Here is a 12,338-nt window from a genome sequence, read left to right on the forward strand (position 1 = left end):
CACGGGCCATTCGCCATTTCTGCATACGGGGGGACGACCCCCCGAACCCCCCGATACGAGAGGGCTGTCGCCCCCTCGCGCTCCCCTGGCCGCTCTCGCGGCCCGGCATCGCTGTCGCTCTGGGGTCGCTGCGCTCCCTTGCGAAGAGCTCCGCCCCTCGCTCTCCCCGGAAGGGCCTCGCTATCGCTCGGGTGGAGCTCGCTTCGCTCGGATGATGGATTAGAGCCGCGCCGGACCGGCTGAGATGTCGATTTGATCTTCTGAGTGACCAACTGAGTTACTGCGGCCTGGTGGATCGCTTCATGGCATAAGCGTTGAGCGAAGTTGACGCGATAAACGTGGATGAGTTCATGGAAACGGGCCCGATGGAACGGCTCGTCGGCCGCAGGGTGCTTCAGGTGTGAACCTTCGGGTGATGCTTTCCCACCTCCGTCGTGTGAATTTCCGTGTGAGCTCCCTATTTCCACAGCGGGTAATTCGACGTACTCCGTCGGTGCCGACATCGCTGTACTCCTGGGTGACAACCGTCGTATTCACCAGGAAGGAACAATCGTGACACTCAAGAACGGTCTCCGCGCGCTGGCGATGGGAGCCCTGCTCACCGTCCCCATCGCGGCCGTCAGCGCCACGCCCGCGATGGCCGCCACCAATGTCGTGGCGTCCGGCGGGCAGCTTTTCGTCAGCGCGGGCTTCGCCGACGACGACATCTCCATCAACGTCGAAGGCGGTTTCCTCGTCGTCAGGAACTTCAACGACGCCATCTTCGCAGGCAGCGTCACCTGCACGAACGTCGATCCCCGCACGGTCCGGTGCGCCGGCGCGGGCATCACCAAGATGCTGGTGCGCACCAACACAGGGGCCGACACGGTGCGGAACAACACCGCCCTCCCGGCCCAGGCCTTTCTCGGGCCGGACGGTGACCTCTACTACGGCGGCTCGGCCCGCGACCTCGTCTCAGGCGAGGGCGGCAACGACCTCATTGACGGCAACGTGGGCAATGACGTCCTGATCGGCGACGAGGGCGGATTCGACCAGGTCTTCGGCGGTCCGGGCACAGACCTGTGCACGGCCGAGAAGGAGACCACCTGCGAGGGCGAGGCGTGACACCGAAGGACATCGGACCCGGTAGGGCTCGACAGGGTCCCCAGGGTTGCCGAGGCCGGCCTCATTCGGACCGGCCTTCCAGCCGATCTCGTTGCAGGCCCGGTGTTCGCGCGTCTTGACCTGCAGCGTGGCGTGGGCGACGCCATCATTCATGAGGCATCTCGGTCCGGCTGATCGAGTCGAGTAGACGAGCGTTGGCTCCTTGCGAAATGGATGGCTCGTGGTTGTCGGCCCTTCGGAGCCAACTGTCGCGGGCCATTTCGCGTTTGCGTACACGGGGGACGACCCGTCGAACCCCCGATGCGAGAGGGCTCGCGCCCCCTCGCGCTCCCCCTAGCCGCTTTCGCGTCCTGGCGTCGCTTTGCTCCAGGTCGCTGCGCTCCTTGCTAAGGGCTCCGCCCCTCGTGATCCCCGGCTGGGCCTCGCTTCGCTCGGTCACGGTCTTTGCTTCCGAGAAGGCGGCCCCGACTTCGAACCTTCAACTATGACTCGATGAGTTCGTCGAGTTTATCTACTGATCTCGGTGTGCCCAGTTCCTGGGCGGCAGACGTCAGACGCTTGTGGTAATCCGAAGAAATGGGGAGTTCGTCCTCATAGATCCACGAGCACATCGTGTCAAAGGCCAGTTCCTCCTCGCCCACGCTCATCAAGTAACGAACATCGGCGATAACCTCCTCCGACGTCAGGGGAGAGTCCTCAAGAAGTTGTGAGATGAGGGCTCGGAGGTACTGATATCGCTCCATCTTTCAGGGTCCTTTTCCCGCATAGACTCTTTGATCTCCGGTGACGGCGGTGCGTCGGTCGCCAGGTGGTGTTGCCGCCGAGTTTCCAGGTCAGGACCGGTCTGCGTGGCCTTCAATAGCGCCTGGTGAATGAGCCTTGGCGTATTCCGTGCCGGTGCGGCGGGGTGTGTCGCCTGCGTAGGCGGCGCGAGTTCCCGGCCTCGCCGAAACGAAAGCTACAGGTCGCTTGGCTCGAATGGTTGGAGGACTCCCCGGCTTTCAAGGGTCCGCCGACCCTCGGGGACCGCGTGACCGTGCCATTCGGTGGGTGGACGCGGGTGGGGACCGGCACCGAACAGCTGTTGACGGGTCGTCGCGGCGGGTGCCCGTCTCATCCTCCACGCCAGTCACATGGATGCCCGCGCGTTCTCGTCGGGGGTGAGGGTGTCTCGGGGTGGGCAGACGCGTGTTGACGAAGCATCGGGCCCTTGGCACTATGTTGGCGATTCGTCCGCTTATCGCCTTTTCGGTGATGGACCTTGGGGCTCTCGCCTCCTGTGCTCGGCACGTCCGTCCGAGAGCCGAATCGATCGTGACGTAGAGCGGGTTCGCGTTCGTACCTCAAGCGGATGCTTGCTGCGGCGCCGAACCTCGAGTGATCAGAATCCAGGAGACCAGACATGGTGGTTGACGACGACATCTCCGGGTGATCCCGGAATGGATCGGCCGCAGGCAGGCGCGTGAGAACGCTGCCGCCGTGGCCATGTCGTCGTTCCTCCATTCCTGTTTCCTGCTGGGCGGCTTCGGCGCGCCCGCGTCACGTACGAGGTTCTCGCATGTCCGATGCGTTCATCGTCTGTTCCCACCTGTCCTTCTCCTGGCCCGATGACACCCCGGTGTTCCAGGAGCTCTCGTTCACCGTGCCTACGGGCCGGACCGGCCTGGTGGCGCCCAACGGCGCCGGCAAGAGCACGTTGCTCAGGCTGATCGCCGGCGCGCTTCGCCCGGCGGCCGGCTCGGTCATGGTGGAGGGGATCCTGGGGTATCTGCCCCAGACGCTGCCCCTCGCCGGTGATCTGACCGTGGCGGAGGTCCTGGGGGTCGCCGCGGTGATCAGGGCCCTGGACGCCATCGAGTCCGGAGACGCGAGCGAGGAGCACTTCACCACGATCGGCAACGACTGGGACGTCGAGGAGCGCACCCGTGCCCAGCTCGACCGGCTGGGCCTCGGCGACGTCTCCCTCGACCGGCCTCTGCGCACCCTCAGCGGCGGGCAGGTCATCTCGCTCGGGCTGGCCGCGCAGCTGCTGAAGCGGCCCGATGTCCTGCTGCTCGACGAACCGACCAACAACCTCGACCTCGACGCCCGCCACCGGCTCTATGCGGTGCTCGACGACTGGAGCGGCTGCCTGCTGCTGGTCAGCCACGACAGGGCGCTGCTCGACCGCATGGACCGCATCGCCGAACTCGACCGGGGCGAGGTCCGGTTCCACGGGGGGAACTTCACCGCGTACGAGGAAGCGGTGCGCGTGGCGAGGGAGGCCGCCGAGAAGAACGTCCGCAACGCCGAGCAGGAGGTCAAACGGGAGAAGCGCGAGCTGCAGCAGGCTCGCGAGCGCGCTGAACGCCGAGCGGGCAACGCCGCCCGCAACCTCAAGAACGCCGGCCTTCCGAAGATCTTCGCCGGGACGATGAAGCGCAACGCCCAGGAATCGGCGGGGAAGGCGAACGAGACGCACACCGCTCGGGTCAGTCAGGCTAAAGCCCGGCTGGACGAGGCGGGGCGTGCCCTGCGCGACGAGCAGAAGATCGCGCTGGAGCTGCCCGGGACCAACGTTCCGGCCGGGCGCACGGTCTTCCTCGGACGGGGGATGCAGGTCCGCTACGGTGACCGGCCACTCTTCGCCGGGGAGGGCGCCGATCTGACGATCCGGGGGCCCGAGCGCATCGCCCTGACCGGCTCCAACGGCGTCGGCAAGTCCACCCTGCTACGCGTGATCAATGGCGAGTTGGAGCCGGCGGGCGGCGAGACCAGGCGGGCCGATGGCCGGGTCGCCTACCTGTCCCAACGGCTTGACCTGCTGGACCTGGACCGCACCGTGGCGGAGAACCTGGCCGCGTTCGCGCCCGGGATGCCCCAGGCGCAGCGGATGAACCTGCTCGCCCGCTTCCTGTTCCGCGGCTCCCGCATCCACCTGCCTGTCGGCGCGCTGTCCGGTGGCGAGCGGTTGCGCGCCACCCTGGCCTGCGTCCTGTACGCCGAACCGGCGCCCCAGCTTCTCCTGCTGGACGAACCGACCAACAACCTCGACCTGGTCAGCGTCTCCCAATTGGAAAGCGCGCTCAGCGCCTATGAAGGCGCTTTCGTGGTGGTCAGCCACGACGAGCGGTTCCTCACCGAGATCGGGGTGAACCGCTGGCTGCGGCTCTCCGAGGGCCGGCTGACGGAGACGGGGACGACCTCGTCGTGATCGGCCCGCACTCCGATCCCGTTGGGTCCCCTTCCGCTCTGCTCGCCCACGATCTCGTCCGCACGTTCGGCACCCGGCGGGTGCTCGACGGGGTCTCCCTCACCGCCGCCCCCGGGCACCGGATCGGGCTGATCGGTGACAACGGTGCCGGGAAGTCCACCCTGCTGCGGCTGCTCGCCGGGACGGACGAACCCGACTCCGGCACCGTCGTCCGGCCCGCTGACCTAGGCTTCCTGCACCAGGAAATGCCGTTCGACGCCGCGTCGACCATCGCCGACGTGCTCGACGACAGCCTGCGCGGAGCCCGTGAGGACCTCGCCGAACTCGACAGGCTCAGCCGAGCGCTCGCCGACGTCCCCGAGGACCGTCCCGACTACGCGGGTCTTCTCGGCCGGTACGGCGAGCGGCTCCACCACGCGCAGGAACACGAGGCCTGGGACGCCGACCGGCGTGCCGAGATCGTCCTCGCCGGGCTCGGCCTCGGGAGGACACCGCACGATCGCGCACTCGGGTCCCTGTCCGGCGGGCAGCGCAGCCGGCTCGCGCTGGCCGCGCTGCTGGTACGGCGTCCCGCGGCGCTGCTGCTCGACGAACCCACCAACCATCTCGACGACGCGGCGACGGCCTTTCTGGAGGAGCGGCTGCGCCGCCTGCCCGGAGTCGTCGTGCTGGCGAGCCATGATCGGGCGTTCCTCGACGCCGTCTGCACGGACCTGATCGGCCTTGATCCGGCGGTGGGCGGCCCCGTCCGCTATGGCGGCGGCTACACCGCCTACCAGGCCGAGAAGCGCGCGGAGCGGCAACGGTGGCAGCGGCGCTTCGCCGGGGAACAGGAGGAACTCGCCGCCCTGCGCCGCTCGGCCGCCCTGACCGCGTACCGGATCGCGCCGGGCCGCGTGAAGCGCGACAACGAGAAAATGGGCTACGGCCACACCAGTGGCCGCGTGCAGAACCAGATCTCGCGGCGGGTACGCGACGCCACCCGCCGGCTGGAGGAGCTGGAGCGCGACCAGGTCGCCGAACCGCCGGAACCGCTGCGGTTCCGGGCCGCCGCACTCGCCTCCGGATCTCCCGAGGGGATCCTGCTGGCACTGCGGGGCGTCCGCGTCCCCGGCCGGCTGACGCTGGATCGCCTCGACGTGTCGTCCACCGATCGGCTGCTGGTCACCGGAGCGAACGGGGCGGGGAAGTCGACGCTCCTCGCGGTGCTGGCCGGGCGGCTGGACGCCTCCGGAGAGGTGCGACGGCGGGACGGGCTCACGGTCGGCCTGCTGGCCCAGGACACGCTGTTCGACCGGCCGGACCGTACCGTGCGGAGAACCTACGAGCTGGCGCTCGGCTCTGATCGTGCCGAGTCGGTCCCGCTGGACTCTCTCGGCCTGATCGATTCACGAGACCTGGGCAGGCGGGTCGGGGAGCTGTCGGTCGGCCAGCGCCGGCGACTCGCCCTGGCGCTGCTCGTGGCGGGCCCGCCGGAGTTGCTGCTGCTCGACGAACCCACCAACCACCTGTCGCCCGGTCTCTGCGACGACCTGGAGGAGGCCCTGGGCACGGGGCCCGGCGCCATCGTGATCGCCAGCCATGACCGTTGGCTGCGATCCCGCTGGTCAGGCCGCGAAATCCGACTGTGAACTCTGATGCTGAGCGGGCCGCGGGCGGTGTGGGGTCGATCGTCCGCGGCCCACCGGGTCTCATGTCAGTTGCGTAGGGTCCACCGCTGGTTCGTGCCGCCGTTGCAGGACCACAGGATGAGCTTCGTGCCGTTGGCGGTGCCGCCGCCGGAGGCGTCCAGGCACAGGCCGGACTGGACGCCGGTGATGGTGCCGTTGGAGTTGACGTTCCACTGCTGGTTGGTCTGTCCGTTGCAGTCCCAGATGATCACCTGGGTGCCGTTCGTGGTGCCCTGGCCGTTGGCGTCCAGGCACTTGTTGCCGAACACCTGCAGCTGCTTGCCCGAGGTGTAGGTCAGGCGCTGGTTGGTGCCGCTGCCGCAGTCGTACAGCTGCGCCTGCGTGCCGTTGGCGGACGAGCTGCCGGTGATGTCCACGCATCGGTTCGACTGGGCGCCGACGATCTGCTGGCCGCCGCCGCTGCTGCCGCCGCTGCCCTGCCTGACCAGCGACGCCGACGCCGCGGAGCGGTTGCCCTGGGCGTCCACCACGAAGAGCCGGTATTCGCCGTTCGTCGTCGGCACCGCAATGGAGGTCGCGGTTCCGCCCGCCCTGGTCATCGTGGCGCCGGCGGTGAAGGAGGTCGTGCCCGAGGGAGCGAGCCAGACGCTCTTGGACGAGTCGCCGGTGCTGCGGATGGGGATCGAGGTCGTGCCGCTGCTGGTGTACGTGCTGGCGGGCAGGACGTAGTCCGGCAGGGACAGGTTGCTCTGCGGGATGATGTTCCGGTAGGCGTCCTCGAGCCCGGAGTTCACGGCGATGCCGTACGCGGCCGCCGGCCAGACATAGTCGGACGAGACGATGATGTCGTGGACCGTGCTGTTCGGCAGGACCTTGTTGGAGACCTTGTTGATCGGCCCGTAGGTCTGCGTGATGCTCAGGTCGTGCTTACGACCCCAGTCGTCGGAGTTGACGAGCCACGTGATGTTCTTGTCCACGCTCAGGACGTTGTCGCGGAAGACCATGTTGCCCGAGCCCTCGTCCGGGTGGAGTCCGTACTTGTGACCCGACGGGACGCCCTGCATGTAGTTGTTGGTGATCGTGGTTCCCGGCTGGTTGCCCAGCGTGTAGACGGGAGCCGTGTCGCTCAGGCGCTGCACCGTGTCGATGAAGTGGTTGTAGCTGATGGTGTTGTTCTTCGCCACGGTGGTCGGCACGTTGGGCCGGATCGAGCCGGACGACCCGTCGAAGTTCCACCAGCCCCAGCCGAGCGTCACCCCGGACCACGGCGTCTTCTCGATGCGGTTGCGCTGGATCGACAGCGTGTCGGCGAAGTAGGCCGAGATGGGGCTGTGCCCGTTGAACAGCACCGCGCTGTCGTAGATGTAGTTGTTCTTGATCTCGATGTTCTTGGGCGCGCCCTCGACCGCGGCGGTGTACTTCTCGCGGTTGGACGAGGTGTGGTCGCCGATGTAGACGTGCTGCGGATGGCCCACGGTGATGGCCGATCCGGCGACGTCGTTGGTGTAGTTCCCGATCAGCTGCGTGTTCACCACGTCGTTGACCATGTTGATGCCGTCGACGCCGGTGTGCTGGATCCGGTTGTTCTGCAGCACGAGCCCGTCGGCGTTGTCGATCTGGACGATGCCGGGCGCCGTGTCGACGTTGCGGTAGGAGTAGGCGTGGAAGTTCTGCTTGGCGTAGACGGTCGCGCCGAGGTTGCCCTGCTGGGCCTGCTTGAGCACCGAGCCGTTCACGTTGAACAGGTTCCAGTCGGAGTGCTGGATCGTGAGGCCCGAGAAAGTGATGTTCTTGGCGCGGGCGCTCGTCGAGGTGCCGGCGACCTTGATGAGGGTGGTCACGTTGTTCGGGGCGAAGACGGCCGCCGTCGACATGTTCTCGGAGCCGGCCTTGTAGTAGTAGAGCGTCTTGGTCGTCTTGTCGAAGAAGAACTCGCCCGCCGTGTCGAGGAACTCGTAGGCGTTGCTGACCTTGTGCGTGCCGCCGACCTGCGCGTTCCCGTTGTAGGCGCCCTGGGCGATGGCCGCGCCCGGCTGCTGGAACGTCGCGATGCGGTTCGAGCCGTCGGAGGTGACCTGCTGGACCCCCACGATGGCCGTGGTCCAGGTCGTGCCCGTCTCGATTTCGATGTCGTTCTGGTTGCTCGAGACGGCGGGGAAGTCACTCAGGCTGTACTTCGATCCGGCGCACTGCGAACCCGATTCCCATGCCCACGACGCCTGCCCGGCCGTGATGTTGTAGGTGCCGTAGCAGCCCGCCGAGTTGATGGTCTTCGAGGCCATGTACGCCCGCTTGTCGTTCACGTAGAGCGCGCGGAGCTTGTTGGCGCGGTTCAGCGGGGCCTTCCAGATGTTGCCGCTGTGCTGCGTCCACCCGGTCACCTGGACGCCGCCGCTGAGGATCGGCGTCTCGTTCTGGTAGGCGGCGTAGATGACCCGGAAGCCGTTCGTGCCGGAGTCGGCCGGCGTGAAGTCGATGGTGCTGCTGACCGGATAGGTGCCCCCGCGAAGATAGACGTAGATGTCGCCTGTCATGCCGGAGTTGATCGTGCGGACGACGTCCCGCGCGCGCTGCACGGTCTTGAATGGTGACGTGATCGTTCCGGTGTTGTCGTCGTTGCCGTCGGGGGCGACGTAGTAGGTGGCCTGGGTCGCCGCCGAGGCCGCCGAGCCACCTGCGAAGGTCGGCAGCAACACGGTGGCGACGAAGACCGTAAGCGCTGCTAACGCCTTCCCGGTCGTGGATAAGGCTGACTTCACGCTCTGTTCCTCTCGCTGGTTCCAGGCAGAATGTTCGCGCTAACACGTCGGCCAGGGCCAAACGTATGACGTATGCCGACTAATGTCTGGGGGCAATGTCGCACCAACATGGGTGTCTGGCAACAGTGGACAGAGACGGAGCAGGCAACGGATGTAACTTTCATGAAACGTCGCCGGTGCCCGGCCGAGACGATCAACACGATCGGTCCATGGCGACTGTCATGGGCGACCAGTGACACCGCTGTCCCGACGTGGACCGATACGCCGATCCCGCACAGCGGGGGCTCTCGTGCGCGTACTTTTCCATGGAACGCCGGGGCCGGGAGCGACGATCATCTGGTGTGCTCCTGAGCAATCGCGCGGTCTTCGCCAGCTCCGACCTCGACGAGGTCCGGGTCGAGGTCGCCAAGGTGTTCTGCCCGCATCGGCTGGACCTGGTCGGGGATGCGGATCTGCTGGCGGCCCGGTTCAACTCCGTCCAGCTCGGCTCGGTGCGGGTCAGTTACCTCGACTACGGGGCCGACGTGCACATCGAACCGGGGGACCTCGACACGTTCTTCCTGGTCATGATCCCGCTCGTGGGGCGGAGCCTGATCAGGGCCGGGGACCAGGAGGTCGTCTCCACCCCCTCGCTGGCCGCGATGCCCTCGCCGACGCGTCACCTCGACATGCGGTGGGCCGCGGGGTGTCCCCAGTTGGTGATCAAGTTCGAGCGGACCTCCATCGAGCGCTCGCTGGAGCAGATGCTCGGGGAGCGGCTCGGCGATCCGGTCGTCTTCGATCTCGGCATGGATCTGAGAATGGGGTGGACGCGGTCCTGGCGGGACATGGCCGATCTGCTCGTCAGGGACGCCGAACGCGACGACGGGCTGACCGGGCATCCGCTGGCCATCGCGCATCTGGAGAACGCGCTGATCACGCTGCTGCTGACCATGCAGCCGTCCAACTATCTGGAACGGCTCCGGGCGCCCAGGCCGGCCGCGCTGCCGAAGGTCGTGCGCCGGGCGATGGAGTTCATCGACGGGCACGCGCACCTGCCGCTCACCACGTCCGACATCGCCCGTGCGGTCGCGGTCAGCAGCCGCTCGCTCCAGGAGGGGTTCCGCGCGCATTCCGGGCTGACTCCGACGGCCTATCTCCGGCAGGTGCGGCTGGCGCGGGTGCACGACGAGCTCAGGGCGGCCGATCCCGCCAGGGCCACGGTGACGACGGTGGCGGCCCGGTGGGGGTTCCTGCACCAGGGACGGTTCGCCGCGCTGTACCGCGCGCGGTACGGGATGCCGCCGTCGGAGACGTTGCGCACGGGCTCGGCGTCAGGTGGATGAGATCCGCGCTCAGTGGATAGCCGGGGTGGACGCGGCGACCGTACCGTTCTTGTCAGGCGCCGATCGACATCTCCACTCCTGACACAGAAGGAACACCTCACCATGCGCGACATCCTCATCGTCGGCGCCGGTCAGGCCGGCCTCCACCTGGCCATCGGCCTGCTCCAGCACGGCTACGACGTCACCGTGATCTCCAACCGCACCGCCGAGGACATCCGCGACGGCCGGGTGATGTCGGGCCAGGCCATGTTCGGCACCGCCCAGGCCCACGAGCGTGAGCTCGGCCTCGACTGGTGGACGGACGTGTGCCCGCCCATCGAGGGCATCGCCCTCACGGTTCCCGGCCCGGACGGCGGCAAGGCGCTCGACTGGATGGCGCCGCTCGACGTCCCGGCCCGGTCGGTCGACCAGCGGCTGAAGATGCCGGCCTGGCTGGGCGAGTTCGAGCGGCTCGGCGGCAAGCTCGTCCTGCACGACGCCACCCCGGAGGACCTGGAGAGCTACGCCGCCCGATACGACCTGGTCCTGGTCGCCGCGGGGAAGGGGCCGATCGCCTCGCTCTTCGAGCGCGACCCCGCGCGTTCTCCGTACACCGCTCCGCAGCGGGCGCTGGCGGTCACCTACGTCAACGGCCTGGCTCCCCGGCCCGATCACTCGGCGGTCTGCTTCAACCTGCTCCCCGGGGTGGGGGAGTACTTCGTCTTCCCCGCGCTCACGCACACCGGGCCCTGCGAGATCATGGTGTTCGAGGGCGTGCCGGGCGGTCCGATGGACTGCTGGGGCGACGTGCGCGGCCCGGCCGAGCACCTGGCGCGCAGCCGCGAGATCCTGGAGACCTTCTTCCCGTGGGAGGCCGAGCGCTGCGCCGGGATCGAGCTCACCGATGCCAACGCCGTCCTGACCGGCCGCTTCGCGCCCACGGTCCGCCGTCCGGTCGCCGTGCTGCCCTCCGGCGCGCCGGTGCTCGGGGTCGCCGACGTCGTGGTGCTCAACGACCCGATCACCGGGCAAGGCAGCAACAACGCGGCCAAGTGCGCCGCCACCTATCTACGGGCCATCGTGGAACGGGGCGGGCAGCCGTTCGACGCCGACTGGATGGGGCGGACCTTCGACCTCTTCTGGACGCGGGCCCAGCACGCCACGAACTGGACCAACGCCCTGCTGGCCCCGGCCGAACCCCATCACCTGGCGCTTCTCGGCGCCGCCGGGCAGCATCCGGAGATCGCCTCCCGGTTCGTCAACGGGTTCGACGACCCGACCGACTACGCCGAGTGGTTCATGGACGCCGGCCGGGCCGGGGCCTACCTGAACAGGGTCGCGGCATGAGATCGCTGCGGGAGGCCTTCGGTCAGTTCGCGACCGGGGTGGCGGTGATCACGACGGTGACCGACGACGGTGAGCGAGCCGGGGTGACCGTCAACTCCTTCACCTCGGTCTCGCTCGATCCGCCGCTGGTGCTCTGGTGCCTGTCGAACCGGGCGCCCAGCGCGTCGATCTTCCTGCGGGCGGGGCGGTTCGCCGCCAACGTCCTGGCGGCCGACCAGGACCATCTGTCCCGGCGCTTCGCCACACCGTCCGCCGACAAGTTCGCCGGGGTGGAGTTGCTCGGCACTCCGCTGCCGATCCTCGCGGGCGCGCTGGCCAGTTTCGTCTGTCGTACGGAGCGCGTGTACGACGGCGGTGACCACCACATCTTCGTCGGAGAGGTGGAGCGCTACCAGCGGGGCGCGGGGGAGCCGCTCGTCTTCCACTCCGGCCGATACCGGGAGTTCTGGCCCGAGGTGACGGTCGGCGGGGCCGCGTAACCCCGGGTAAGACAGCGGAGCAGACCATGGACGGCGGTGTCTTGGGACACCGCCGCTTTTGGTCGTCCCGGTGACGTGCGAAAGGCCGGCCTCAGCTTGTTCGGGTCACGCGTAGAGGAAGTAGTAGCGGTACCGCTCCTCCCACTCGCAGTCGTAGTCGTTCCACCAGTTCTGGTGGACGCCCTGGGTGCCGATTCGCTCGCACTCCGACTCGTACCTGAAGACGCCGGCCAGCCTGTCGGCCTGGGCGGGGGCGGCGCCGATCGTCAGGAACGCTCCGAGGACCACGACGGTCGAGACGAGAACAGCGCGTGCCTTTCGCATTCGTCCTCCTGTGACTGTGGAGATCATGACGGCGGACATTATCACCAACTGCGCGCAAGGAAAATTGTCACGGTCGCTCAGGGCGGCGGATTCGTTGAAAGTTTCATCGGCGGACGCCACCGGATGCAGGTGTGCGCGGTAATTCACCGTCAGTAAAGTCGGAATTACTTTCCGGCTCCTGTCCAATTCCGGACACG

At 67.8% G+C, this 12,338-nt stretch carries 9 protein-coding genes; 6 read left to right on the forward strand and 3 right to left on the reverse strand.

Features of this window, described 5'->3' with window-relative positions; all coding sequences use genetic code 11:
* Nucleotides 1-552: 552 nt before the first annotated feature.
* Nucleotides 553-1,104 (forward strand): hypothetical protein, encoded by a 552-nt coding sequence (locus AW272_RS45835; protein ID WP_066376092.1) that lies wholly within the window; start codon nucleotides 553-555, stop codon nucleotides 1,102-1,104.
* A 482-nt stretch (nucleotides 1,105-1,586) separates the two neighbouring features.
* Here the strand turns inward: AW272_RS45835 and AW272_RS39170 are convergent, their stop codons facing one another.
* Nucleotides 1,587-1,847: a MafI family immunity protein gene (locus AW272_RS39170; protein ID WP_066376093.1), complete on the reverse strand. Its 261-nt coding sequence runs from the start codon at nucleotides 1,845-1,847 to the stop codon at nucleotides 1,587-1,589.
* 815 nt (nucleotides 1,848-2,662) lie between these two features.
* Between AW272_RS39170 and abc-f the strand changes: the two genes are divergently transcribed.
* The gene (gene abc-f, locus AW272_RS39175) at nucleotides 2,663-4,297 is read left to right on the forward strand and encodes a ribosomal protection-like ABC-F family protein (RefSeq protein WP_066376103.1); all 1,635 of its coding nucleotides are present in this window, start codon (nucleotides 2,663-2,665) and stop codon (nucleotides 4,295-4,297) included.
* Nucleotides 4,294-5,928 (forward strand): ABC-F family ATP-binding cassette domain-containing protein, encoded by a 1,635-nt coding sequence (locus AW272_RS39180; protein WP_245657956.1) that lies wholly within the window; start codon nucleotides 4,294-4,296, stop codon nucleotides 5,926-5,928. The genes abc-f and AW272_RS39180 overlap by 4 nt, the downstream gene beginning before the upstream one ends.
* Nucleotides 5,929-5,993: 65 nt before the next feature.
* Here AW272_RS39180 and AW272_RS39185 read toward each other — a convergent pair whose 3' ends face one another.
* Nucleotides 5,994-8,687, reverse strand: a complete 2,694-nt coding sequence (locus tag AW272_RS39185) for an RICIN domain-containing protein (protein ID WP_066376106.1) — start codon at nucleotides 8,685-8,687, stop codon at nucleotides 5,994-5,996.
* A gap of 341 nt (nucleotides 8,688-9,028) precedes the next feature.
* Here AW272_RS39185 and AW272_RS39190 point away from each other — a divergent pair, with 341 nt between their 5' ends.
* From AW272_RS39190 to AW272_RS42895, 3 genes are all read left to right on the forward strand, one after another.
* Nucleotides 9,029-10,012 (forward strand): AraC family transcriptional regulator, encoded by a 984-nt coding sequence (locus AW272_RS39190; RefSeq protein WP_245657958.1) that lies wholly within the window; start codon nucleotides 9,029-9,031, stop codon nucleotides 10,010-10,012.
* 102 nt (nucleotides 10,013-10,114) lie between these two features.
* The gene (locus AW272_RS39195; RefSeq protein WP_066376111.1) at nucleotides 10,115-11,338 is read left to right on the forward strand and encodes a styrene monooxygenase/indole monooxygenase family protein; all 1,224 of its coding nucleotides are present in this window, start codon (nucleotides 10,115-10,117) and stop codon (nucleotides 11,336-11,338) included.
* Nucleotides 11,335-11,817 (forward strand): flavin reductase family protein, encoded by a 483-nt coding sequence (locus tag AW272_RS42895; RefSeq protein ID WP_066376113.1) that lies wholly within the window; start codon nucleotides 11,335-11,337, stop codon nucleotides 11,815-11,817. Before AW272_RS39195 ends, AW272_RS42895 begins: the two co-directional genes overlap by 4 nt.
* A 105-nt stretch (nucleotides 11,818-11,922) precedes the next feature.
* On the opposite strand, the gene AW272_RS39205 is transcribed toward AW272_RS42895, so the two are convergent.
* A complete protein-coding gene (locus AW272_RS39205) occupies nucleotides 11,923-12,141 on the reverse strand; it encodes a hypothetical protein (protein WP_066376116.1) in 219 nt (72 codons plus the stop codon).
* Nucleotides 12,142-12,338 lie beyond the last annotated feature (197 nt).

This window comes from Herbidospora mongoliensis (genome assembly GCF_001570545.1).
Lineage (GTDB): Bacteria > Actinomycetota > Actinomycetes > Streptosporangiales > Streptosporangiaceae > Herbidospora > Herbidospora mongoliensis.